The organism is Cytobacillus oceanisediminis, assembly GCF_004366035.1.
In the GTDB taxonomy this organism is placed as follows: domain Bacteria; phylum Bacillota; class Bacilli; order Bacillales; family Cytobacillaceae; genus Cytobacillus; species Cytobacillus oceanisediminis_C.
Map to the genome: position 1 here is coordinate 644,149 of NZ_SOEE01000001.1, position 24,568 is coordinate 668,716.

The window sequence follows — 24,568 nt, forward strand, 5'->3', positions numbered from 1 at the left end:
CACAATATGCCAGGTGCTTACTGCCCGTCTGACTGGAGCAAAGACTGATAAGCCGCAAGAAATGCCAGCAGGTGCTCCTGAATTTTACCAGCTGATGCAGAATCCCCTGCCTGCTGGTATGTTTCTATTTGCTTCGAGGCATTCAAAAGTTCCTCTCTTATAGATGTCAGGCCTTTATTTTGAATTTGATCTGCCTGCAGTTCATTCACTGCCTTGCTATGATTTTTTATTTCCTGAGCCGTCTCAGGGGCTATTGAGCTGCCGAGAGAGGCACTGGCAGCACCTTTTGAAAGGCTTTGATATAACACCGGAGCAATTTCAGACAGTTTTTTCTCTTCAGCATTCAGCCCTTCAATTGCTTTACCTTCAAAGGCTACTTCCTTTGCAAATACATCAATCCCTTTGCTTTTTAGATCGGCACCTATTTCCTTCGCCTGATCAAGACTTCCGGATACCCCTAAAAAAAGAAAAGTCTGCTCTCCCATTTTTAATGATTGGCTATAAACTCCTTTTTGTGAGTTAGCTTCCTGGACTTGCTCTGCTGCTTCGCTGTTTGACCATACGCCGCCTTGAACTACGTAAGCTGTTAATGTTTCTAATTCTGCGACTGCAGCGGGAGCCTGCTGAACTGATGCTGCCGGAGTTTCTTTAATTGGAGGGGCCACAGTTTCGGCTGCCTGATCGGTAAATACCAGCTTCAGCATGATGAACCCGAAGGTAGTCCCAAGCAGAACAGCAAAAAAGACAGCCAGAAAAATGGATGTTAAGAATCCTTGCTTATTTCTTCCCTGGAATTTCTTAGCCAGTGTACTCAACCCATTTTTAGCCGGTGATTTAGGAGGAGCTGCTATTTTATATTCCTTTATATCCGCATCTTCCGTTTCCTCTGGCAGGATCCAGTCGAAGCTGTCATCCGCCTCTTTGCCGGCCGCTGTTTGTATGGACGCGAAAAATTCAGTTTGTTCCTGCTTTTTCTGTCTATCCAGCTGTCTCGGATCCCATGCTTTTTCCTGCATTTCTTCCTTTTTCTCCTGAAACGGACGGTCCTTGCCATTTATCTTAATCGTAATCGTTTTTTCGCTTTTAGGCTTGTCCATATCTCTTCCTCCTTCCGTGCCGTTTCCTGAATTGTTTTCATCCTAACATAAGGAAAAAAAAAAATAACAAGACTTTTGTCGTCTTGTTACGGAAGGATTTCGTCAAATTTTTCATTTGGATTTTCGGTTAATTTATGTAATTAAAATCAGGATCTAATTTATTTATAAGGATTCCTTCATTGGCATTAAAATAGAAAAATTACAGATTTTATACTCATTAACTTCTTGACAATTCTGAGTATCTCTATAGGACTGCGTGAAAGTACCACTTTATCAATTCATTGCCATAAAAGTAAGCAATTATTGTTCCCAAACCAATAAAAGGACCGAATGGAATTGGTTTTCCCTTTTTCACAACTCCTATAAGCATGCCTATACCACCTAGAAATGCTCCAAACAAAGTGGCTAGAAAAAACGAAAGCATAACAAGCTTCACACCTAAAGCAATACCAATAACTGAGTATAGCTTTATATCACCCCCACCCATGCCGCCTTTACTGATTACAGCTATAAATAAAAGGAGTAAAAAACCAAGCACCCCACCTGCTATACTGTCCCACCAAGGAGAAAGAGGAATAAAAATACGTTCTGCTAATAGGATCACACCAAAAACTAAGAGAACTTTATTTGGAATGATCATATATTTATAGTCAGATACAAATATAATAACCATAAGAGAAACTAACGTCCATGCAACAATCAACTCGGAAGTCCACCCTAAAATTAATGGAGCAGCAGCAAACAAAGTACCTGTCGAAAACTCTATAGCCGGATATAAGGCTGAAACTGACACCTTACAGCGTCTGCATTTTCCACCTAGAAATACATAAGAAAGAATTGGTACAAGCTCCAAATATGATAAAGTTTGCTTACAGTGTTTACAATGTGATCTCGGCTTTACTATTGATTGATTTTCAGGAACTCTTAGGCCAACTACATTGTAGAAGGAACCTAGTATGGTACCGAATAAAAATAATATTATTAAGAGATTTAGCATAAATATTAACACGCCGGTGCAGGTACAAGAAAGCTGATTTCCTGAGTGTCCTATTTTATATAGAGGCCCTCAAATATTGTTATATGCACGCAGCTTGTTTCCTCCTCCTAAATTTGCAAAACTAAAAAATGATCAATTGTATATGAATATACTTGAACAGTATATGTTGAATTCTTATGAACTTCAATGATGTAAATCACTAACATTATACCAATACACTTAAGACAATATATTTAATAGGTAAAACGGTTGATTTGCACAAAAAAATCCTTTTGACAAACAAAAGGATTTTCACTTCACATATTCCGCTACCCTATTTCTCCCTGCCCGCTTAGCTCCAACATATAATGCTCTGTCAGCATGGCGTATAAGGGCCAGTGAATCATCAGCATCTTCAGGTGCAGCAGCTACCCCAATGGAGGCGGTTATATAAACTTTTGTGCTGCTGCTTCTTCCATCGATATTCTGTTTGAGTATGAATGGACGGTTGGCAATGTTCTGCCTGATAAGCTCTGCCCAGCCTATCGCATCGTCTTTGCTGGTTTCAGGCATTAAGACAACAAATTCCTCGCCGCCATATCGGGCAGCAATTCCTGCCGTATTTATTAAATTTGTCAGCCGATCAGCCAGTTCGCAGAGGATTTCATTTCCGCTTTGGTGCCCATAAGTATCGTTCACTTTTTTAAAATGATCGATGTCAAGTATGATGAGTGAAAGGAGTTCTCTTTCACCATTTTGCAATCTGCTGAATTCTTCATTTAATTTAGCTTCTATATATCTATAATTGAATAGTTTCGTTAACGCGCAGCGCTCGCTTTTGGCTTTTGTTTCCTCATAGTGCTTTGCATTCTCTATTGCTATTGCAAAATGTGAACATAAAATATCGACAATCATGAGCTGTGACTTTTCATAGGACCTCTTTTTTGCCGAAGAAAGCAGCAGCATCCCCAATACTTCATTGCTTCGGATTATTGGAACACAAATAAGGCTTTCGGCATCTCCAGGCAAGAATTCCTTAGCAATGCTTTTCCATTTCTTCCTCGAATGGAAAAGGGCAGATTTTCCGGTGCCCAAAACCAATCCGCTGATTCCCTCACTTTTTTTGGTGGGCTTAAGGTCATTCTTCTTCATTTTGCCATGTTCAATTCGGTAAATGGTATGAAGTTCATCGTTATCCTTAATATCAAGAATATAGGCATAGTCAACAGGCAACATTTCGCTCAATTTCAAAATGAAAAGCTCCATAACCTCATTCACATCAAGGCGCTCTGCCATTTGATGCCCTATATCTGCGGCTTTTTGAAGGTAATCAATTACCTTTTCACTTGAGTAATAAAGATGAAGAATGATTGAAAGACTTACAAATGGCACCCCTACAAACAGCAGTGCAAGAATTCCCACTTCAGAATATAAAATGTAAAGGATAAGGCCTATCGGGAATGTTATGAGAGAGGTAATAGTTTCCCATATAAGGTCTTTTTCCAGAAAGGATATTTTCCTGCCATACAATGCAGCCTGAATTACGCTGATCAATACCTGATTTAGAGTAAAATGGATTACAGGGTATGCTGCAGCAACCCAGAAATATTGGGGATTATCTATTAGATCTACGCCTATTTTGCCACCCATTGCAAAGTAAGCCAGCCCGCTCAATAAAGATAAAGTAAAGAACAAAAGTGAGTTAAGCGGCAGACGAAACAGCTGATCCTTTTGTATTTTCAGCCTTAAAAGAAGTACCAGGATCCCCAATTGCACCAATATCATTTCAGCAAGGAGCCCAAAGGTTAAAAACACTGCCATCGTAACCCATTGAATTAAAAAAATTGGTGTATTATTGATTACCATCGGCATGGAAGAAACGAAAAACATCAATATGAAAAAGGCAACCAAACTGATTCCCTGTCCTGAAAAATCTGGAGGGTAAAAATGATAGGTTAGCATGGAACCTGCAGGAAATATTAGTATCCATAATAACCATATTATTTTTTTGGCTTGTGAACTAACTATCTTTTCCCCCTCCTCCAATTTATTCAGGAAAATAGTTGGATAATACGAACATTTTATCAAATTTTCTAACTTTTGTCATATTTCATTTATTATTTTCCAAAAGATTCAAAAGAATAGGTTTCACTTCTGAGAGGAAGTAAAGTGATCCAGTAATAACCAGCACGGTGTTCTTTCCTGCTTCACGCAGTTCAGCCTCCAATAGCTCTTTCCAGTCCGTATGAAACTGTCTCCTGCTGTTTTTACTGAGATTATATAAATCTTCAGCTGCTGCTGCTCTCGGAAACTCAAATTCGGTAAAGTTGATGCGATCTGCAGCAGAATCAAGCTTACTGATCATTTTATCAAGCTTTTTATCAGCAAGCGCAGCGAATACAATATTTTTGCTTTTATCTCCAAAACGGTTGTTCAGCTCAGCAGTTAAGGCAGCTACCCCTTCTTCATTATGCGCTCCATCTATTACCACCAGCGGGTCTTCAGATAGAATTTCAAATCGTCCTGGCCAGAAAGCACTTTTCAATCCGGCTCTTATATGATTTACCTCTATAAGGAAAGCATAAAGTTTATTTAATAGCTCTGCTGCCATTACGGCAAGGGAAGCATTTTCAGTCTGGTGTTTTCCGCTCATTCCTATCTCAAGATCAGGGAAGTTCTGAAAGACTGTCTTTAGGGAGAAGAATTCACCCAGGTTCAGGGAATTATGATCAGAAATAGTAAACTCATTCCCAAGCTGATAAACAGGGGACTTCATGCTTAAAGCTTTATCTTGAATAACAGCGAGCGCTTCTTCTTGTTTAACAGCTGTAATAACACTGATTCCGGGTTTAATTATTCCCGCTTTTTCAAAAGCAATTTCCTCATATGTATTTCCAAGGATAGCTGTATGATCGAGTCCGATGCTTGTAATGATTGATAATACAGGATAGATGATATTAGTAGAATCATACCTTCCGCCAAGCCCCACTTCAAACAAAACGAGATCCACCGGCTGTACATGGCCAAAATATTGGAAAGCCATGGCGGTAATGATTTCAAACTCGGTTGGACCGCCAAGTTCCGTCTGTTCCAATTCAATCGCCAGCGGATATATATCACTAACAAGCCGAACAAGATCTTCATCCTTAATCGGAATACCGTTCAGAGAAATCCGCTCATTAAATTTCTCAAAATATGGCGATGTAAAAGTTCCGACAGAATAACCCGCCTCTTGAAGAATGGATCTTAAAAACGTAACTGTTGAGCCTTTTCCATTCGTTCCGCCAATATGGACGGACTTAATTCTTCTCTCGGGATGCCCGAGTTTTTCCATCATCCATTCCATCCTTTGCAGTCCCGGCTTCATTCCCAGTCTTAGCCTTGAATGAATCCATCCCAGTGCTTCCTCATAAGTAGAAAACATAAAATGCACCTCCGTTATACAGGAAGGAAGACGAATCCTTCATATGGACCCGCCTTCCGCAACTATTAATTATTCTCCTTTTAGCTCTTTAATGCGCGTTTCTACAGCAGCTCTCTTCTCGCTGTAGTCTTGTTCTTTTGCTTTCTCTTCTTCAATTACCTTTTCAGGCGCTTTTTTAATAAAGCCTTCGTTTGAAAGTTTCTTCTGGACTCTTTCAACTTCATTATTTAATTTATCCCATTCTTTCTGAAGGCGGGCAACTTCCTCTTCAATGTTAATCAGGCCTTCAAGCGGAAGGATGATTTCTGCACCAGTCACAACTGCTGTCATTGCCTTATCAGGCGTCTCAACATTAAGAGCCAGCACCAGTTCTTCAGGGTTACAGAATCGTACAATATAGGCACGGTTATTTTCCAGTATGCCCAGAATTTCCTCATCCTTAGCTTTTACCATCATTTTAATCTTCTTGCTCATCGGCGTGTTCACTTCAGCACGGCTGTTGCGGACAGAGCGAATAATTTCTACAAGCAGCTTCATTTCATTTGCAGCCTGATCATCAGTGTAATCACCGTTAACTGCCGGCCATGTGGCAGCCGTAATGGATTCACCTGAATGAGGAAGGTTCTGCCAAATTTCTTCCGTGATAAATGGCATAAATGGATGCAGCAGTCGCATTGTATTGTCCAGAACATATGCCAGGATGGAACGAGTGGTTTTCTTGGCAGCTTCATCTTCTCCATACAGTGGAAGCTTTGCCATTTCTATATACCAATCACAGAAGTCATCCCAAATGAAGTTATATAGCACTCGGCCAACCTCGCCAAACTCGTAGCGGTCAGACAATCTTGTAACCGTCTCAATTGTTTCATTCAAACGGGTTAATATCCATTTATCGGCAACAGACTTTTCACCGCTTAAATCAATTTCTTCGTATGTTAATCCATCCATGTTCATTAATGCAAATCTGGATGCGTTCCAAATTTTATTGGCAAAGTTCCATGTAGCCTCAACCTTTTCCATACTGAAGCGCAGATCCTGTCCCGGCGAGCTTCCTGTAGAAAGGAAATAGCGGAGTGAGTCAGCACCATACTGATCAATTACATCCATTGGATCAACGCCATTTCCAAGGGACTTACTCATCTTGCGACCCTGTGAGTCACGAACAAGACCATGAATTAATACATCCTGAAATGGGCGCTCTCCTGTAAATTCTAGACCCTGGAAGATCATTCGCGATACCCAGAAGAAAATGATGTCATAGCCAGTTACCAAAGCAGCAGTCGGATAGTATCTCTTGAAATCGCTTGAGTCAGTATCCGGCCAGCCCATTGTTGAAAATGGCCATAAGGCTGAACTGAACCAGGTATCCAAAACATCTTTGTCCTGCTCCCAGTTTTCAACATCTTCAGGTGCTTCGTGCCCTACGAAAACCTCACCTGTCTCTTTGTGGTACCAGGCCGGGATCCGATGTCCCCACCAAAGCTGGCGCGAAATACACCAGTCACGGATATTTTCCATCCAGCGCAGATACGTTTTTTCAAATCGCTCTGGAACAAAGTTTACTTTTTCTTCTTTAGTTTGAAGAGCGATGGCTTCATCAGCAAGAGGCTGCATTTTTACAAACCATTGTGTTGAAAGATAAGGTTCAACAACTGCGCCGCTGCGCTCTGAATGGCCCACAGAATGCATATGTTCTTCAATTTTGAAAAGTACTCCTTCTTCCTGAAGATCCTTCACGATTTGCTTGCGGCATTCAAATCGGTCCATACCTTGGTATTTACCGGCTCTGCTGTTCATTGTGCCGTCTTCATTCATTACAAGAATTCTTTCAAGATTGTGGCGGTTTCCTATTTCAAAATCATTTGGGTCATGAGCCGGCGTAATTTTTACTGCGCCTGATCCGAAATCCATTTCTACATAATCATCTGCAACAATCGGAATTTCGCGTCCTGTGATCGGCAGTTTAACTGTTTTGCCGATTAAATGCTTATAGCGGTCATCTTCCGGGTGTACTGCTACAGCTGTATCGCCAAGCATCGTTTCAGGGCGTGTAGTTGCAATTTCGATATGTCCTGAACCATCCGATAAAGGATATCTCATATGGTAGAAGGCACCCTGAACATCCTTATAAATAACTTCAATATCAGAAAGAGCCGTTTTTGTGGACGGATCCCAGTTGATAATGTACTCGCCGCGATAAATCAATCCTTTATTATAAAGTGAAACGAAAACTTCTCTTACAGCTTTTGAAAGGCCTTCATCCAGTGTAAAACGTTCGCGGCTGTAATCAAGGCCCAATCCAAGCTTTGACCATTGCTGGCGGATATGGCTGGCATACTCCTCTTTCCATTTCCATGTTTCTTCTACAAATTTTTCACGGCCTAAATCATAGCGGCTTTTGCCATCATTGCGAAGCTTTTCTTCAACCTTTGCCTGAGTAGCGATGCCCGCATGGTCCATTCCTGGAAGCCATAGAACATCATATCCCTGCATACGCTTCATTCGTGTAAGGATATCCTGAAGAGTCGTATCCCATGCATGGCCGAGATGAAGCTTTCCTGTTACGTTCGGAGGTGGAATCACAATTGTATATGGCTGCTTTGTTTCATCGTCTTTTGCTTCAAAGAACTTACCTTCCAGCCACCAGTCATATCGTCCTTTTTCAATCGCCTGCGGATCATATTTCGTCGGCATTGATAATTCATTATTATCCATGTGTCATTCTTCCTTTCTGAAAAGCAATCCCTAAAAAATAAAAAACTCCATTCGCCATAAAAGGACGAATGGAGTTTGCTTCGCGGTACCACCTTTTTTTCAATCACTAAAGAAAATCAGGGAAAGACATTCTTATAGAGATTGACACTTAAACAGATAACGGATTTCCCGTCTTTTACTACTTGGCTGCTGCCTTTCGCAAAAGATGCTCTAGGGCGACCTTCCAACAGTTTTGCCTGGATAACCTTTCAGCTGCTGGTTTTCCTCTCTAAAAGGCAAATGGCTATTGTACTCTTCCCTGTCTTAGCATCGATATACAATTTTATATATAAAATATACTACCCAATAAAGACTGTTATAGTCAATAAGGATACCCGAGTTTTTTATATATTATTCATTATTTCCATCGAAGTGATGATGATTTTGCCCTGAAAAAGATTTCTTCAGGGGAATTTTAAAATACTGTTGTACAGTAAAGAAACGAAAATAGGCACTTTACCGAAAAATGAATCATAGAATATACATATGAACATTTGGGAAAGGGGCATGCGACAATGAGAAGAAAATATAATCCTTACACACTGCCTCCCTGGTTAAGAACTTTCAGGAATGTGTGTGCACAGTTCATAATCCCGTTCTGTGTTTTTCAAGGCATAAGAACAATATTGCTGCCTACCACCTTTGATGTACTGCTGCTATCGCTGTTCATTCTGATTGCTATCGCTTTCCATCTTCAATTGGTTTAGGAGCCCGCATCTTTTAACTTTGGGCTCCTTCCTGCGCTTGAGCTTCGGCAGCTGCTTTAGCTTCTTGTTTTTGCCTCTCAATCTCATCGATTCTCATTGCAGCATATTCAATATTTTTCAAAAGCCAATACTGCCTTTGCAAATGCTGGACAGCCTTTCTCTCTCCCCTTTTCCCCTCCCCTTTATAATATTGTTCAGCAGCCCTGATAATAGGACCCGGATGAGCAAAGTAGCTTTGAAACAGCAGCATCTCATCGTCTCTAAATGGAAAGTATTTCATATAAGTGTAAATCCACTCTACACATTCTTCTGATCTTTTTGGATAAGTTTTCAGTGTCCTTGATAAAAACGGCAATACATCATGGAGCGGCGATCCCTGTCTTGCATTTTCAAAATTTGTGAAGTACCCATATCCCCTTTCATCGTATAGAAAATGCTCGGTTGAAACTTTCCCATGAATGATTACCGTTCGTGCTTTGTCGTTTTCTTTTGTTTTTTCATACCAATCTTTGAATTTGTTTGTGGAATATTTTAGTGCCTGGCTGACGTCGTGAAAATATAGGGAAAACATTAGCTCAAAAGGAGACATATACTCTTTTCTTTCGCAGGCTTCAATGAATCCCTCTAAAAACTCCTTTTCTTTCTCCCATTCCTGCAAAGTTTTTTCATAATGTTCGGTTCGGTCTTCCTTGTTTATAGGAACTTCCCGCGAGGACAATGTATGCAGTCTAGCCAATTCCCTCAGCATCTGCTGATGCCTCTCAAATCTATCCTCTTTTTCTTCATTAGGCATCCATGGCATTAAATAAAATAATTCATTCTGATGGAGCACCCCATATCTTCCATCCACCGTCGGGTAAATAGGGACGATTCTGTTATAGCCTTTTTGAAAGAGGGTTTGTACATGCCTTATAAAATCAGCTCCATGCTGAGGCTTTATTTTCTTTAAAGCAAACACACCTTTGCTGCTGTAAACCTTCTGAACTCTCCCAAACTCCTCTACAAAATGCGGCTCTAATGAATAATGATTTAAAATAGGGGAGACTTTCCGCAGCCGATTTTTTTCTTCCACCTTAACCACTCACTTTCCAGAATGAGAAAAAATGATGTAATTTTGAAATATATTGGTTAAACGAAAATAGCTGAGCGGGTTATCAATACCTGCTCAGCTTTTAACCATTTAATGGGCTACCGCAACAGGAATGTACAGCACTTGCCCTTCATAAATATCCTGATTGATTTCAAGGTGATTCACCCGTAATAGCTGCTGGGCTGGTATATCATACCTTTCAGCAATGGCATCAATTGTGTCGCCGTTCTGCACAATGCAAACCTTGAGCTTAACATGTTCCTCTGTCTCTTCCTTACGGGCAAAGAACTCTGTTAAAGACATGCTTTTCTTCTTGGAGAGTTTCTTCTTCTTAGCTTCCTGTTCTGAAGAGGATGAGGATTCCTCAGTTTCCTCATGAGTTTCCTGTGCAGCCGCCTGAACAGGTTTCTTTTCAAAGGAAGGACTATCTGATTCGGACGCTTCCGTCATTTGATAGATTTCCTGTGCGGTTGGTGGTGCTTCCTCCTCATTGCGCTGAGAAGAAAAAGATATTTCCGGTGCAATTTTCGGAGTCTGTTCTTCTTCTGGCTGCTCTTGTTTTACTTCGAGCGCTGCCGGCGCTGATGGTTTAATGACGGTCTGCTCTTCCACTTCAGGCTGCTTCCTTGCTTCTGCCTCAAATGGAATATAAACCTCATCGGTTTCTGACTGCTCTTCCTGCGGGTCCTCTTCCCGTATATCTTCCTCGGCAGCAGCGTATACCTGTTCCTCTGTTTGTTCCTCTTTTTCTTCCTCTGTTTCTTCCTCTGTTTCTTCCTCTATTTCTTCCTCTCTTTCTTCCTCTCTTTCTTCCTCTTGCTCCTGTTCTTCTTGCTGATATGACGCCCATTCCTGCTGTATTATTTCTTCTTCCTCTGTCTCCTCTGCAACTTCAGAAGATCTGTTTAAAATCTCTAATTCTTCCGTTTCATTTTCAGTTTCAGCTTCCGCTTCTTCCTCCCATTCTTGAACAGGAACATGCTGCTGATCACCATATAATCCGGTTATGGTTAAATTAGCTGTCAATTTCATACAGCTTCTTTCCGGCAGAACATAATCGAACGACTCTACCGCAACATCAATATCGTAGATGCTTTGGATTCTATTATTCGGTATGGTGATATCGACAGGAAAATAGTGTTTGAATTCACAAATTCCTTCTCCTCTTTCTTCAATTGTCTGAACGAATTTGGTGACTGCCAAATCCTCTTGATCTTCCTCGGATACTTCTTCATCGCTGCGTCTATACTCACCTGCCAGTTCAAGTGCTCCCTGGATTGTTACATATTGATCGCTTTCCTGAATTGTTATATTGGGGTCTAACGAGATGGTAATCAGGTCCGATACTTCCTGTCCTTTTTGAAACCATACTGATTCTTCTAAAGAAAATCGTAAGCACGATGGATTCCCCTGAGACAAAGCGACTCCTCCCTTCGAATCTTTACGTTTAATCACTATGTCATTAACAATCCTATGAGGGATTAGGATACTTTATGATTAGAAAAATAGCGCTCTGAGGGAATCTTAGATAAATTTAGAAAAAAGTAACCATTGATAAGATTTTCTCTCGGCTGCGCATCCAAAGGATGCATAAAGACTCAAATAATAATTACAAGGGCATAAAAAAACACCCATCAATCGATGAGTGTCAAGTCTTGCTTATTTTAATTTTGAAAATGCCTTTTCAGCTGCCTGGATAGTCTTTTCGATATCTTCATCCGTGTGTGCAGTTGAGAGGAAGAGTCCTTCAAATTGGGATGGCGGCAGGAAGACTCCCTGGTTTGCCATTTCCCTGTAGTACTCTGCAAAGAAATCCAGGTTGGATGTTTTGGCTTTTTCATAGTTAATCACATCTTCATTTGTAAAGAAGATGCCAATCATAGATCCAGCACGGTTAATGGTGTGCGGAATATCATATTTTTCAGCAGCTGCTTTAAGCCCTTCTTCCAGTCTGTCTGCTTTTCTTTCGAATTCCTTATAGGAATGTGGAGTCAGCTGGCTTAAGGTCTCGAAACCGGCTGTCATGGCAAGAGGGTTTCCTGATAGTGTTCCTGCCTGGTAAATTGGACCGCTTGGTGCAATCTGCTTCATAATTTCCGCTTTTCCGCCATATGCACCGACTGGTAGCCCACCGCCAATAACTTTTCCAAGACATGTAATATCCGGCGTCACGCCAAAGTAGCCCTGCGCACAATTATAGCCGACGCGGAAACCAGTCATTACTTCATCAAAAATAAGCAGGGAGCCGTTTTGCTCTGTAATTTCTCTTAAGCCTTCAAGAAAGCCTGGCTGAGGAGGAACGACACCCATATTTCCCGCTACCGGTTCCACAATCACACCTGCGATATCGTCTCCGAATTGCTCAAAGGCATATCTTACGCTTTCAAGGTCATTGTAAGGAACCGTAATTGTATTTTTGGCAACCCCTTCGGGAACCCCCGGACTGTCTGGCAGCCCCAAAGTTGCTACACCAGAGCCAGCCTTGATTAAAAGGGAATCGCCGTGGCCATGATAGCAGCCTTCAAATTTCATGATTTTATTTCGGCCGGTATATCCTCGAGCAAGCCTCAAGGCACTCATAGTAGCTTCTGTTCCGGAAGAAACCATTCGTACCACTTCAATGGAAGGCACGCGTTCAATGACCAGCTTGGCAAGCTCGTTCTCGATTTCGGTAGGAGCTCCAAAGCTTGTCCCCATTTCAGCTACTTTCTTTATACCCTCGACCACACGTTCATTAGTATGGCCCAGGATTAATGGGCCCCAGGACAAAACATAATCGATATATTCATTTCCATCGATATCGTAGATTTTAGAGCCTCGTCCGCGTTCCATAAAAATGGGATCCATATTAACTGATTTAAAGGCACGTACAGGAGAGTTTACTCCTCCAGGCATCAATTCGCTTGCCTCTTTAAAAGCCTTGATAGATTTTTCGTAAGAGCGCATGTCATCCCTCTTTTCGTTTAATAAGAAGTTTTCAATTAGCAAGACATCTATTATTAGTCCTGTTCCTTAATCCACCTTGCCGCATCTTTCGCATGGTAAGTAATAATTAAATCACTTCCTGCACGTTTCATGCCTGTGAGCATTTCCATTACGATTTTCTGTTCATCGATCCAGCCGTTCTGTGCAGCAGCTTTAACCATTGAATATTCACCGCTCACATTATAAATCACTATCGGCAGGTTGATGTTGTTTTTAACATCCCGAACTATATCCAGATAAGGCATTCCCGGTTTAACAATCAGGAAGTCAGCCCCTTCCATTAAGTCAGATTCCGCTTCGCGCATGGCTTCCATGCGGTTTGAAGGATCCATCTGATATGCTTTTCGGTCGCCAAATTGAGGTGTGCTGTCAGCTGCATCACGGAAAGGACCGTAGAATGCAGATGCGTATTTAACCGCATAAGACATAATCGGGATATCTTCAAATCCCGCTTCATCAAGACCTGCTCGGATGGCTGCTGTAAATCCATCCATCATATTTGATGGGGCAATTATGTCTGCTCCTGCTTTAGCCTGGCTGACAGCTGTCTGCACAAGCAGTTTAAGTGATGCATCGTTCAGCACTTCTCCATTTTCGATCAATCCGCAGTGGCCATGATCGGTATACTCGCAGAGGCATGTATCAGCAATTACGATAATTTCCGGATATTTAGCTTTTATTAATCTTGCAGCTTCCTGCACGATTCCATGATCATGATAAGCCTGCTGCCCGCATGCATCTTTCTCTTTAGGTATTCCAAATAGGAGCACCGATTTTATTCCAAGAGAAACGACCTCATTCATTTCCTCTTCGAGGTAGTCAAGCGACAAATTGTATATTCCCGGCATTGAAGGGATTTCTCTTTTAATGCTGTCTCCTTCTGCCACGAAAATCGGATAAATTAAATCCTCTGTACGCAAGAAGTTCTCACGGATAAGCGCTCTCATATTCGGACTTTTGCGAAGGCGTCTATGTCTATTAAATTGAAGATCCATTAATTTCCCCTCCTGATTTCTGCCAAGTAGCTAATAATGCTCTTAAGCATGCTATGTACTGTATATTCTTCAGGAACTGCATGAACCTGCAGCCCACAGGCCTTTGCGCGTTCTCTAGTCACAGGCCCGATGCAGCCTACCACACTGTCTTTAACAGCATTCTGATATCCAAGCTCCTTTAAAGCCCCTATAAAATGATCTACTGTGGAAGGGCTGGTAAAAGCAAGAATATCTAACCCTTTTCCTGAAAGCTGTTTTTTTATCAGACCTATGCTTTCACGTGGAAAAGTTGTCTCATAAACAATGATTTCATCAACTTCTGCACCATTTTCCGAAAGGGAGGCTGCGATATAGTCACGCGCCAGATTCCCTTTGGGGATTAATACTTTCATTCCATCTTCTACAAATGGCAAAAAATCCTCAACAAACCCTTCAGCAACATATTCCCGTGGCATAAACTGCACCTTTAATCCCTTATCAATAAGCAATTTCTTAGTCTTCTCTCCGATAACCGCTATGTTAGGGAAAGGCCCGCCCAGACTCAGATTTTCAAAAAAAGTGTCCACAGCTGTTGTGCTTGTGAAAATCACCCAATCATACGTTTGAATCCGCTTATGTGCTTTAAATAAAGCTTCCTTATCCTGCAAAGGCTCGAAAGCAATCAAGGGGATCTCAACTGGTATCCCCCCATAGTTTTGGATGAGAGCCGAAAAGGAGTGAGCCTGCTTTTTCCCTCTTGGCACTAAAACTGTCATGCCTTCTAAAGGGGAAGTCTGTTTCATTGCCCGTCAAGCTCCTCTTTCACCCTGTCAATCAGCTCTTTGGCCCCTTGTTCGGTTAGCTTGGCAGCCATCTTAACACCAAGCTCTTCCGGATCAGAACCTGTTAAGGTCTCCTTATAAATCATTTTTCCATCAGGGGAACCTACAAGTCCGGTTAACTCCATTTCACCTGTATCATTAATTGTGGCAAACCCTGCTATCGGAACCTGGCATCCGCCTTCCATTTTATGAAGGAACGCACGCTCTGCACGTACAGTCTGGTTCGTCTCAGAGCATGTGAATTTATCCAGCAATGCCCGAAGTTCCTTATCACTTTCACGGCATTCAATAGATAGTGCGCCCTGTCCAACAGCCGGTACACAAACTTCCGGTTCCAGGAATTCTGTAACAACATCAGCCGCCCAGCCCATTCTGGAAAGACCTGCTGCTGCAAGAATAATCGCATCATATTCTTCCGTTTCCAGTTTAGATAGTCTGGTATCAATGTTTCCTCTAATCCACTTAATTTCCAGATCCGGACGCTGTGCCAGCAATTGTGCCGCTCTGCGCAGACTGCTTGTTCCTACAATAGATCCTGCCTTTAAGTCATTCAGTTTTATATGCCCTTTGGAAATAAGGGCATCCCGATGGTCTTCCCTTTCAGGAATGCTGCCGATTGTCAGGCCTGCCGGAAGAACAGCGGGCATATCCTTCATGCTATGTACAGCCATATCTATTTCTTCATCAAGCATGGCCTGCTCTATTTCCTTTACGAACAACCCTTTTCCTCCGACCTTTGAAAGGGTAACATCTAGAATTTTATCACCCTTAGTGACAATTTCCTTCACCTCAAACTCAAAGGATGGATCAATGCTTTTCAATTGGCTGATCACCCAATTTGTCTGAGTTAATGCCAGCTTGCTTCGTCTTGAACCTACGATAATTTTTCTCATGACTGCCTCCTGCAATTAAATCTAGCTGCGGCTCCCAGCACCTAGAAGGTCATAAGCTGTTCTGCTCTGCGGCAAACTGCGCCGCGCACCAGCCCATCTTATGCTTGTCGGGGCTAAACAGTCGCCTCCGCTTTTCTATGAATACCAAAAATGGAATGATGAAAGTTTGCCAAACAAAAAGAAGTTAATTAATACAATTAAAAATGATGCCAAATTCCAGAGGGCTAATGATTTTCCATATAGGCCCTTTCCAACTTTCATATAGAGATAAATACTATATAATGCAAGGACAATGAAAGAACCGATCACCTTGGAGTCATACCAGACCATATGGGGCAATTTAATGTAGGCCCACTGAATGCCTAAAATTAAACTTATCATCAGCATAGGTACACCTATTACATTTAATACATACGACATATGTTCAAGCTTTGACAAATCCGTTATCCGGAGCAGCCTGGTTCCCCACTTTTTCCTTTTCAGCAAATCGTATTGAATCAGATAAAGCAATGAAAAAACAAAAGATAGCGAGAAGGCTCCATATGAAAGGATTGCAACCGTTATATGAATTAGCAGAAGTTCTGAGATGAGCTGCTGTGCTTTGACAGCCGAATCAATCTGCACAGGTGCGAATGTATGGATCGCCATTATGATAAAGCCGAGAACATTTGTAAAAAAGACGATGAAATCGACTCTGAGCAGCCTGTTAATTCCCAAAGAAAGAGTGATAAGCACCCAGGCATAAAAGTATAGGCCCTCAAAAATGGTCAATACAGGAAACCTTCCTGTATTAATCATATAAAGTATCAGAAACACCGTTTGAAGCACCCATACAAATGCAAGTAACCAGAAGGCAATTCTATTCGCCTTCCGGTTATGATGAAGAAAATCAATAAAATATAATAAGACACATAGGGCATACAGAACCACCGTTAATTCGTGCAGCCGTGTCATAAAGATATCAGACATGGACAGGACCCCTTTTATGATTGAAAGGAAGTCTGCGTTGAATGAGCGAATGCGTGCTTTGGTTTGGCTGCTGTGTTCACGTTCTGCTGATCTGAAACAAGTTCTTCTATATTAAAGATTTTTACAAATAAGTCCAATGCCTGTTCGGAATCTTTCTGTCCAGCCATTTCTTTAGCTTGTAAAATAGGATCTTTTAATAGCTGATTGATGATGCTCTTTGTATGCTTGTTCAGCACTTTTTTATCACGATCACTCAAATGAGGCAGCTTTCTTTCAATGCTTGTCATGGTTTCACTCTGTATAGCCAGTGCTTTCTCACGCAAGGCGGAAATTACCGGAACAACACCAAGCAAGTTCAGCCATTGCTTGAATTCAACAATGTCCCCTTCAATCATAAGCTGAATCTTCTCGGCTGCCTTTTTACGCTCCTGAAGATTTGCTTCAACAATGCCTTCAAGATCATCAATATCATATAGGAAAACGCTGTCCAGGTCAGCCAGTTTCGGATCCAGATCTCTTGGGACAGCAATATCCACCATAAATAAAGGCTTGCCTTTGCGCATTTTTTCTGCGTAAGCCATCATATCCTTCGTGACAACAAACTCTTTTGCCCCAGTAGAACTAATTAAAATATCAGCTTCAACAAGGGCACATTGAAGCTCATGCAATGTTTTTGCCTGGCCCGCATAGCGGCTTGCGAGATCCTGAGCTTTTTCGAATGTACGGTTAATAACCGTTACTTTACTGGCTCCGTTGGCATGAAGGTTTTGGATTGCCAGCTCACCCATTTTACCGGCTCCTAAAATAAGAACATGTTTATTTTCCAGGGAGCCGAAAATCTTCTTAGCCAGTTCCACTGCTGCATAGCTGACAGAAACTGCATTTGCTCCTATCTCCGTTTCAGAGTGTGCCCGCTTAGCGAGCGTTACTGCCTGCTTAAACAAGTGGTTAAAAACTGTTCCGGTTGTATTTTCTGATTGAGCCTCCAGAAAACTTGTCCTTACCTGTCCTAAAATCTGTGTTTCGCCAAGGATCATGGAGTTAAGACCGCATGCTACCTTGAATAGATGCTCAATGGCCCCATCCTCTTCATAAATAAATAGGAATGGAGAAAATTCACTCTGATCCATTTTGAAATGTTCTGCCAAAAATTCCTTTATATAATAGCGGCCAGTATGAAGCTGGTCCACAACTGCATAAATTTCGGTCCGATTGCATGTAGACAGAATGACATTCTCTAAAATGCTTTTTTTGTCATTTAATGTCTTCATTGCCTCGCCCAATTGTGAAGGATTAAAGGTTAGACGTTCACGGATTTCAACAGGGGCAGTTTTATAGTTTAGACCGACGACCAAGATATGCATTGAAATTGACACCCCCAGAATTATTGCCTAGTTCATTAATATTAATTATATCATTTCTAATTTTTCAATTAACGCTTAAATGTGAACAGATATTGAACTCATATGGTACTATATTTTAAACAGGAGCCTGATCTTAAATAGACAAATACTCCCTTATGTACAGTAACAAAAAAACTTGCCGGATTCAAGTATACCTTATTGGAAGTGGTGTTTTTTATGAAAAATCAGCGTATTTTCCCAGGAATTATTTTACTCGGATTTGGAGCCTACTTTTTCCTTCAGCAGAGCGGATTTACTGCCTTACAGCCTTTCTATTCCTGGCCTACTCTTCTCATTATCGTCGGAGCAGCCTTTTTAATTCAGGGATATGGAGCAAGGGATTATGATTCCATATTGCCAGGTGTCATTTTGACAGGATTTGGCCTGCACTTTCATGTGGTGAACCGCCTGGAAATTTGGCCGGATCACATCGGAACATTCATTCTGATAATTGCTCTCGGCTTCCTCCTTCGGCATCAGAAAACTGGGGCAGGATTGTTCCAGGGCATCTTATTTTTAATTCTTGCCGCATTGCTTCTTTTTTATGACAGGGTTGCAGAGTGGATGGGACTGCTGGAAAATGGTGTTGCTGATGTTTGGCAGTTATGGCCGATTCTTTTAATGTTAATTGGATTATATTTTTTATTAGTGAAGAAAAAATAAAGCGCAAGCGCTCGTTCCTGCGAAGAAGTATTCAATGATGCATATACTTTGTGCTCACCCCCGGCACCTCGAGGGGGCAGGCGATGGAGCTATACAAAAAAAGACAGGGATATTAAACTTTTCCCTGTCTTTTTATATTCAAACTGTTTAGAGTACTGAATCGAGAAAATTTTTGGTTCTTTGTTCTTTTGGATTGTTAAACAGATCCTCCGGATGCCCCACTTCTACAATTCTTCCGTCATGCATATAGACAGCCCAGTCTGCCACTTCTCTTGCAAAGCCCATTTCATGAGTGACGACGACCATAGTCATCCCTTCAAGGGCGAGCTCTTTCATTGTGGAAAGCACTTCCCCCACGAGCTCCGGATCAAGTGCAGATGTCGGCTCATCAAAAAGCATGATATCGGGCTTCATCGCCAGCGCCCTTGCAATGGCTACACGCTGTTTTTGTCCGCCCGAAAGTTTTGATGGATATACATTCTCCTTGTCAGAAAGCCCTACTTTATTTAATAATTCCTGGGCATCTTTCTTCACTTGATCCTTTGGACGCTTTTTCACATGTAAAGGTGCTTCCATCACATTTTCGAGAACAGTCATATGAGGAAATAAATAAAAATGCTGAAAAACCATTCCTACTTTTTCTCTCACTTTATTTAGATCATGTGTTTCTTTTTCAACCTTTTCGCCCTCAAAAATGATATTGCCGCTGTCCTTTAATTCAAGAAAGTTTAAGCAGCGGAGAAGTGTGCTTTTTCCAGACCCGCTTGCACCAATCAGACAAACAACATCACTTTCTTTCACTGTTATATCAATGTCCTTTAGTACATGCAGATCCCCGAATGATTTGTTCAATTTTTCTACCTTAATCATATACGATTCACTCATGCTTCATTCCCCCTTTAATCACTGCTTGCCATTCTTTTCTCAATCATATTTACAAGGATGGAGAAAATAAGTACAAGTACTAAATAGTAAACAGCTACGATCAGCAGATAGCTCATGTAGTCATATTCATTGGAACCGTATGTCGTTGCCACATTAAAGAGCTCGTACATGCCGATAAAGGAAGCAAGTGATGAATCCTTCAAAGCAATGATAAATTGATTGCCAAGAGGCGGCATAGCCCGGCGGAAAGCCTGAGGCAGAATGATCCTTCTCATTGCAAGGCCAGCAGTCATACCAAGCGAACGCCCTGCTTCCATTTGTCCTTTGTCGATGGATTGAATGGAGCCCCTGAAAATTTCGGCTATATAGGCACCATTGTGAAAAGCAAGACCAAGGATAACCGACCAAAACTGTGAAATATCCAATGCTGTCAATCCGAAATAGAAGATGAAAATCTGGACAACAAGCGGCGTTCCCCTTACAAGGAAAATATAGATGTCCGCAATCCATTCCAGAATTTTAATTCTCGAAATCTTTAAAAAGGCAAAAAACAATCCTATAAAAATAGCAATAAACACGGCTACGATGGTTAATTGAAAGGTTAAGAGCATTCCCTTTAAAAATACGGGATATGTATCAATAAACTTTGTAAGCAAATCCACAAAAATCCCCCTTCAGATGGCTATTTCAGTTTGTGTAAAAACAAAACAGGCGAATGTTTGTCACACATCCGCCCGCAATGTTATTCCTTCTCAGGATCAACTGTTATATCTTCACCGATATATTTTTTGCTGATTTCTGTGAGTGTTCCATTCTCTCGAAGAGTTTCAAGAGCTTCATTCACTTTTTCGAGCAGTTCTTTATTGTCCTTTGCAACAGCAATTGCCTGCTCACTGCGGCCCAGCAGCTCTTTGCCTTCGATCTTCATTCCGGCGCCAATCGCTTCTTTACCTGTTACGAAGTCAGTGATGACTGCATCATGTTTCCCCTTGCTCAAGGCCTCCAGGGCGACAACATCACTATCGTAGAACTGGATGTTATCTGTAGCCTCCTCTGCATTTGAAGTGTATGTAGACCCCTTCGATACTGCTATTTCCATGCCTTCGAGGTCGGCAAGCGTTTCAACACTGCTATCTGGACGCACATAAATTTGCGGGCCAGAATAGTAATATGGCGTCGAAAAATTGACGGCCTTCAAACGTTCTTCCGTAATGGTGTGGCTGGCTACCGCTGCATCAAAGCGGCCGGATTTCACACCTTCGACAATACCGCCAAACTTAAATTTATTCTGTACCGGCTCGAGACCGAGTTCTTTTGCTACAGCTTCAGCCACATCAATATCAAAGCCGCTCATGCTTCCATCATCATTTGTATAACTAAAAGGTTTGAACTCTCCCGAAGCCGCGTACGTAAATTTGTCATTTTCTACTAAATCCATTCCGCTTTTAGACGCTTCCTCTGATCCGCATGCCGCGAGGACCAATAAAAAAGCAGCTGCTATAATTCCTTTTAACCAATGTCTCACTAGTCTAAATTCCCCCTTCAGTATCTCTCTTTTATAAATGCCTCTTAACTCTATCATGATTTTAAAATATTCTCAAAATTCATATTTTATGATAATTAATGATATTAAAGAATTTAAGCTGTTCTCATTAACTGACCCTCTTTGAACTCCAATATGACTCCATATCCTCCAGTATTCTGCAAATTCCTCACCCTTCGACAAATATATTATCCTTTTTATTCCATTGTTTTTACTCTCCTGCGGAATATCGAAATGAAAGATCTCCAGGACTAATGACCTAAAGGCAGAAATAACAAAATATCCCGCTGCACAATGCAGCGGGATATTTTGAATTACATAAAGCTTTTCAATGCAGACCAGGCCTTGTCTTTTCCATAACCCGTTTCGGAGGAAAACATAATGATCTGGTCATTTGGATCGATATCCAGTGTTTCTTTCGTGATTTTCATATGTTTTTGCCACTTGGACTTAGGTATTTTATCCGCTTTTGTAGCAATAACTACACAAGGAATATCATAATGCTTTAAAAAGTCGTACATCATGACATCGTCACTTGAAGGGGGATGGCGCAAATCAACTATCAGCACAACTGCTTTTAACTGCTCTCTGCTGGTTAAGTATGTTTCTATCATCTTCCCCCAAGCTTCACGTTCCTTTTTGGATACCTTAGCATATCCATAGCCTGGAACATCAACAAAGTGAAGAATTTCGTTAATAAGGTAAAAATTCAGGGTTTGTGTCTTCCCCGGTTTAGAGGATATTCTGGCAAGTCCCCTTCGATTAAGCATTTTATTAATGAATGAAGATTTGCCGACGTTGGAACGGCCGGCAAGGGCGAATTCCGGCAAATCACTTTCAGGGTATTGATCAGGCTTAACAGCACTGATGACGATTTCTGAGCTGGTTACCTTCATGCTTGAGCACCGCCATTCAGGGCATGTTTTAAGACTTCGTCCACATGTGATACCAATACAAAATCAAGCTCTTCCCTAATGCTTTCAGGGATATCTTCAATGTCCTTTTCATTATCTTTAGGGAGGATGATTTTAGTCAATCCTGCACGATGGGCGCTCAAAGACTTTTCTTTCAAACCGCCAATAGGAAGCACTCGGCCTCTTAAAGTGATTTCCCCTGTCATTCCCACTTCTTTACGGATTGGCTTTCCAGACAGGGCAGAAACCAGGGCGGTTGTAATGGTAATCCCTGCAGATGGACCATCTTTTGGAACAGCACCTTCTGGAACATGGATGTGAATGTCATGCTTTTCATGGAAATTCTCATCAATGCCCAGTTCCTTTGCTTTAGAACGAACATAACTGAATGCCGCTTGAGCAGACTCTTTCATGACATCCCCAAGTTTGCCTGTCAGAACAAGCTTCCCTTTTCCAGGAGAAAGGGATACTTCTATCTGAAGGGTGTCGCCGCCAACTGTTGTATAGGCCAGCCCTGTAGCAACGCCAACCTGGTCTTCGAGCTCAGCCTGACCGTAGCGGTATTTTGGCTTTCCAAGAAACTCTTCAGTATTTTTACCATTCACAATCACTTTCTTCTTTTCGCCGGATACGATAATTTTAGCCGTTTTCCTGCAAATAGTAGCCAGCTGACGTTCCAAGCCCCGGACTCCTGCCTCACGAGTATAATAGCGGACTACCTTCTGCAGGCCATCTTCACGAATCTGAAGCTGTGATTTGGAAAGTCCATGTTCTTTAATTTGCTTAGGCAGCAGGTGGTCTTTCGCTATATGAATCTTCTCCTGCTCTGTATAGCCTGCAATCGTGATAACTTCCATTCTGTCCAGCAGCGGACCAGGGATCGTTCCGAGATTGTTGGCTGTGGCTATAAACATGACCTTTGAAAGATCATATGTTTCTTCAATGTAATGATCACTAAAATTATGGTTCTGCTCAGGGTCTAAAACCTCAAGCATCGCAGATGAAGGATCCCCGCGGAAATCAGAAGACATTTTGTCGATTTCATCAAGCAGGAACACAGGGTTAATCGTCCCTGCTTTTTTCATGCCCTGAATGATACGGCCAGGCATGGCACCTACATAGGTTCTTCTATGTCCGCGAATCTCAGACTCATCCCGGACTCCGCCGAGGGATACACGGACGAAATTGCGGTTAAGGGATGTCGCGATGGAACGTGCAAGGCTTGTTTTACCGACACCAGGAGGCCCTGCAAGACAAAGAATCGGCCCCTTAAGAGAATTCGTCAGCTTTTGCACCGCAAGATACTCCAGAACCCGCTCCTTCACTTTTTCCAGGCCATGATGGTCTTCATTTAGAATTCTTTCCGCCTTCAGGATATCCAGGTCATCATCTGTTGCCTTTGACCATGGCAATGTGACAAGCCATTCGATATAGTTGCGGATAACTGCACTTTCAGCTGAACTGGATGGAACTTTTTCATATCGGTCCAGTTCTTTTAAAGCTGTCAGCTCGACATGCTCAGGCATGCCGGCATTTTCAATCTTTTCCGTCAGCTCAGCTATTTCTCCCGTCTTGCCTTCCTTATCACCCAGCTCTTTTTGGATTGCCTTCATCTGTTCACGCAAATAATACTCCTTTTGCGTTCGCTCCATTGATTTTTTCACACGCTGGCCAATCTTTTTTTCAAGGTTCAGAACTTCTTTTTCATTATGGATGATTTCAATAACCTGGTTCATGCGCTCTTTTACATCTATGGTTTCAAGAATTTCCTGTTTTTCTTTAAGCTTTAAAGGCAAATGGGAAGAAATGATATCTGCCATGCGCCCAGGCTCCTCTATATCTGCTACAGAGGAGTACGTTTCGGCTGAAATCTTCTTCGATACCTTTATGTATTGCTCAAAATATTCAAGCATGGTCCTCATCAATGCCTGATCTTCTACGTCCTTGGTCTCAGGATCCTCAAAAACCTTTACACTAACGGAATAATGTTCGGCTTCTTCCTGAAAATCAATGATTTCCGCTCTCTTAAGCCCTTCAACAAGAACTCGGATTGTACCGTTTGGAAGCTTGAGCATCTGCTTTACACGAGTTAGCGTGCCCATTCCATATAGATCATCTTCTGATGGTTCATCTATAGATATATCCTTTTGTGTTGTTAAGAAAATTAAATGGTCATCTACCATTGCTTTTTCAAGGGCCTGAACCGATTTCTCACGGCCTACATCCAAATGCAGAACCATGGTCGGATAAACAAGCAAGCCCCGAAGCGGCAGGAGGGGGACGATGATTTCTTTCTTTTTCGCCATTCCTTTGCACCTCCAAAATGCATCTTTTTAAACCCTATTATTGCTAATAATTTCTTTGTACAATTCTATCGTATTTAAATAGCAGTGTCTATTAAAGAGAAATTGCTGAAAGCCTGTATTAAAAAGATATTCATTTATAATTA

General features: G+C 41.7%; 20 protein-coding genes and 1 other annotated feature. Of the genes, 2 read left to right on the forward strand and 18 right to left on the reverse strand.

The genetic code is table 11. From position 1 onward, the window contains the following. Nucleotides 1–17 precede the first annotated feature (17 nt). The 5 genes from DFO72_RS03375 to DFO72_RS03395 form a co-directional block, all read right to left on the reverse strand. On the reverse strand, nt 18–1,097 hold the full coding sequence (locus tag DFO72_RS03375; protein WP_113882700.1) for an SPOR domain-containing protein: 1,080 nt from the start codon (nt 1,095–1,097) through the stop codon (nt 18–20). Between the two features lie 244 nt (nt 1,098–1,341). Further along, nucleotides 1,342–2,094, reverse strand: a complete 753-nt coding sequence (locus DFO72_RS03380) for a prepilin peptidase (protein WP_113882699.1) — start codon at nt 2,092–2,094, stop codon at nt 1,342–1,344. A gap of 291 nt (nt 2,095–2,385) precedes the next feature. Then, nucleotides 2,386–4,035 carry a sensor domain-containing diguanylate cyclase gene (locus DFO72_RS03385; RefSeq protein WP_113882698.1) on the reverse strand — a complete coding sequence of 550 codons (1,650 nt, stop codon included), beginning with the start codon at nt 4,033–4,035 and terminating at the stop codon, nt 2,386–2,388. Between the two features lie 148 nt (nt 4,036–4,183). Further along, the gene (locus tag DFO72_RS03390; protein WP_113882697.1) at nt 4,184–5,497 is read right to left on the reverse strand and encodes a bifunctional folylpolyglutamate synthase/dihydrofolate synthase; all 1,314 of its coding nucleotides are present in this window, start codon (nt 5,495–5,497) and stop codon (nt 4,184–4,186) included. Between the two features lie 69 nt (nt 5,498–5,566). After that, a complete protein-coding gene (locus DFO72_RS03395; protein ID WP_113882696.1) occupies nt 5,567–8,212 on the reverse strand; it encodes a valine--tRNA ligase in 2,646 nt (881 codons plus the stop codon). 57 nt (nt 8,213–8,269) lie between these two features. After that, nucleotides 8,270–8,526: a binding site (T-box leader), on the reverse strand. 240 nt (nt 8,527–8,766) lie between these two features. Between DFO72_RS03395 and DFO72_RS29835 the strand changes: the two genes are divergently transcribed. After that, the gene (locus DFO72_RS29835) at nt 8,767–8,958 is read left to right on the forward strand and encodes a hypothetical protein (protein ID WP_019380294.1); all 192 of its coding nucleotides are present in this window, start codon (nt 8,767–8,769) and stop codon (nt 8,956–8,958) included. Nucleotides 8,959–8,971: 13 nt separating this feature from the next. Here the strand turns inward: DFO72_RS29835 and ysxE are convergent, their stop codons facing one another. The 8 genes from ysxE to hemA form a co-directional block, all read right to left on the reverse strand. Next, nucleotides 8,972–10,030 carry a spore coat protein YsxE gene (gene ysxE / locus DFO72_RS03405; RefSeq protein ID WP_113882695.1) on the reverse strand — a complete coding sequence of 353 codons (1,059 nt, stop codon included), beginning with the start codon at nt 10,028–10,030 and terminating at the stop codon, nt 8,972–8,974. Between the two features lie 108 nt (nt 10,031–10,138). Next, nucleotides 10,139–11,467: a stage VI sporulation protein D gene (spoVID, locus tag DFO72_RS03410; protein ID WP_113882694.1), complete on the reverse strand. Its 1,329-nt coding sequence runs from the start codon at nt 11,465–11,467 to the stop codon at nt 10,139–10,141. Between the two features lie 240 nt (nt 11,468–11,707). Continuing rightward, on the reverse strand, nt 11,708–12,994 hold the full coding sequence (hemL, locus tag DFO72_RS03415) for a glutamate-1-semialdehyde 2,1-aminomutase (RefSeq protein ID WP_113882693.1): 1,287 nt from the start codon (nt 12,992–12,994) through the stop codon (nt 11,708–11,710). 53 nt (nt 12,995–13,047) lie between these two features. Continuing rightward, a complete protein-coding gene (gene hemB / locus DFO72_RS03420; protein WP_113882692.1) occupies nt 13,048–14,028 on the reverse strand; it encodes a porphobilinogen synthase in 981 nt (326 codons plus the stop codon). Further along, a complete protein-coding gene (locus DFO72_RS03425) occupies nt 14,028–14,810 on the reverse strand; it encodes a uroporphyrinogen-III synthase (RefSeq protein ID WP_113882691.1) in 783 nt (260 codons plus the stop codon). The genes hemB and DFO72_RS03425 overlap by 1 nt, the downstream gene beginning before the upstream one ends. Beyond that, nucleotides 14,807–15,742: a hydroxymethylbilane synthase gene (gene hemC, locus DFO72_RS03430; RefSeq protein WP_113882690.1), complete on the reverse strand. Its 936-nt coding sequence runs from the start codon at nt 15,740–15,742 to the stop codon at nt 14,807–14,809. The genes DFO72_RS03425 and hemC overlap by 4 nt, the downstream gene beginning before the upstream one ends. A 135-nt stretch (nt 15,743–15,877) precedes the next feature. Beyond that, complete coding sequence (locus DFO72_RS03435) at nt 15,878–16,711, reverse strand: cytochrome c biogenesis protein (RefSeq protein WP_113882689.1); 834 nt, start codon at nt 16,709–16,711, stop codon at nt 15,878–15,880. Nucleotides 16,712–16,725: 14 nt separating this feature from the next. After that, a complete protein-coding gene (hemA, locus tag DFO72_RS03440; RefSeq protein ID WP_113882688.1) occupies nt 16,726–18,075 on the reverse strand; it encodes a glutamyl-tRNA reductase in 1,350 nt (449 codons plus the stop codon). Between the two features lie 216 nt (nt 18,076–18,291). Here hemA and DFO72_RS03445 point away from each other — a divergent pair, with 216 nt between their 5' ends. Beyond that, nucleotides 18,292–18,777, forward strand: a complete 486-nt coding sequence (locus DFO72_RS03445; protein ID WP_113882687.1) for a LiaI-LiaF-like domain-containing protein — start codon at nt 18,292–18,294, stop codon at nt 18,775–18,777. Between the two features lie 147 nt (nt 18,778–18,924). Here DFO72_RS03445 and DFO72_RS03450 read toward each other — a convergent pair whose 3' ends face one another. The 5 genes from DFO72_RS03450 to lon all read right to left on the reverse strand — a co-directional run bounded on the left by DFO72_RS03450 (nt 18,925) and on the right by lon (nt 24,425). Then, a complete protein-coding gene (locus DFO72_RS03450) occupies nt 18,925–19,662 on the reverse strand; it encodes an amino acid ABC transporter ATP-binding protein (RefSeq protein ID WP_113882686.1) in 738 nt (245 codons plus the stop codon). A gap of 14 nt (nt 19,663–19,676) precedes the next feature. Further along, complete coding sequence (locus DFO72_RS03455; protein ID WP_113882685.1) at nt 19,677–20,324, reverse strand: amino acid ABC transporter permease; 648 nt, start codon at nt 20,322–20,324, stop codon at nt 19,677–19,679. An 80-nt stretch (nt 20,325–20,404) separates the two neighbouring features. Further along, nucleotides 20,405–21,187, reverse strand: a complete 783-nt coding sequence (locus DFO72_RS03460; protein WP_113882684.1) for a transporter substrate-binding domain-containing protein — start codon at nt 21,185–21,187, stop codon at nt 20,405–20,407. 332 nt (nt 21,188–21,519) lie between these two features. Continuing rightward, nucleotides 21,520–22,101 carry a ribosome biogenesis GTP-binding protein YihA/YsxC gene (yihA, locus tag DFO72_RS03465; RefSeq protein WP_113882683.1) on the reverse strand — a complete coding sequence of 194 codons (582 nt, stop codon included), beginning with the start codon at nt 22,099–22,101 and terminating at the stop codon, nt 21,520–21,522. After that, a complete protein-coding gene (lon, locus tag DFO72_RS03470; protein ID WP_113882682.1) occupies nt 22,098–24,425 on the reverse strand; it encodes an endopeptidase La in 2,328 nt (775 codons plus the stop codon). Before lon ends, yihA begins: the two co-directional genes overlap by 4 nt. Nucleotides 24,426–24,568 lie beyond the last annotated feature (143 nt).

Excerpts from the sequence above, each read along its gene's own strand:
- DFO72_RS03425 (WP_113882691.1), bottom strand. The coding sequence starts at position 14,810 with ATGAAACAGACTTCCCCTTTAGAAGGCATGACAGTTTTAGTGCCAAGA.
- lon (WP_113882682.1), bottom strand. The coding sequence starts at position 24,425 with ATGGCGAAAAAGAAAGAAATCATCGTCCCCCTCCTGCCGCTTCGGGGC.
- DFO72_RS03385 (WP_113882698.1), bottom strand. The coding sequence starts at position 4,035 with ATGCTAACCTATCATTTTTACCCTCCAGATTTTTCAGGACAGGGAATC.
- yihA (WP_113882683.1), bottom strand. The coding sequence starts at position 22,101 with ATGAAGGTAACCAGCTCAGAAATCGTCATCAGTGCTGTTAAGCCTGAT.
- hemA (WP_113882688.1), bottom strand. The coding sequence starts at position 18,075 with ATGCATATCTTGGTCGTCGGTCTAAACTATAAAACTGCCCCTGTTGAA.
- DFO72_RS03390 (WP_113882697.1), bottom strand. The coding sequence starts at position 5,497 with ATGTTTTCTACTTATGAGGAAGCACTGGGATGGATTCATTCAAGGCTA.
- DFO72_RS29835 (WP_019380294.1), top strand. The coding sequence starts at position 8,767 with ATGAGAAGAAAATATAATCCTTACACACTGCCTCCCTGGTTAAGAACT.
- DFO72_RS03380 (WP_113882699.1), bottom strand. The coding sequence starts at position 2,094 with ATGCTAAATCTCTTAATAATATTATTTTTATTCGGTACCATACTAGGT.
- DFO72_RS03450 (WP_113882686.1), bottom strand. The coding sequence starts at position 19,662 with ATGAGTGAATCGTATATGATTAAGGTAGAAAAATTGAACAAATCATTC.
- DFO72_RS03375 (WP_113882700.1), bottom strand. The coding sequence starts at position 1,097 with ATGGACAAGCCTAAAAGCGAAAAAACGATTACGATTAAGATAAATGGC.
- hemL (WP_113882693.1), bottom strand. The coding sequence starts at position 12,994 with ATGCGCTCTTACGAAAAATCTATCAAGGCTTTTAAAGAGGCAAGCGAA.
- DFO72_RS03445 (WP_113882687.1), top strand. The coding sequence starts at position 18,292 with ATGAAAAATCAGCGTATTTTCCCAGGAATTATTTTACTCGGATTTGGA.
- hemC (WP_113882690.1), bottom strand. The coding sequence starts at position 15,742 with ATGAGAAAAATTATCGTAGGTTCAAGACGAAGCAAGCTGGCATTAACT.
- DFO72_RS03395 (WP_113882696.1), bottom strand. The coding sequence starts at position 8,212 with ATGGATAATAATGAATTATCAATGCCGACGAAATATGATCCGCAGGCG.
- hemB (WP_113882692.1), bottom strand. The coding sequence starts at position 14,028 with ATGGATCTTCAATTTAATAGACATAGACGCCTTCGCAAAAGTCCGAAT.
- DFO72_RS03435 (WP_113882689.1), bottom strand. The coding sequence starts at position 16,711 with ATGTCTGATATCTTTATGACACGGCTGCACGAATTAACGGTGGTTCTG.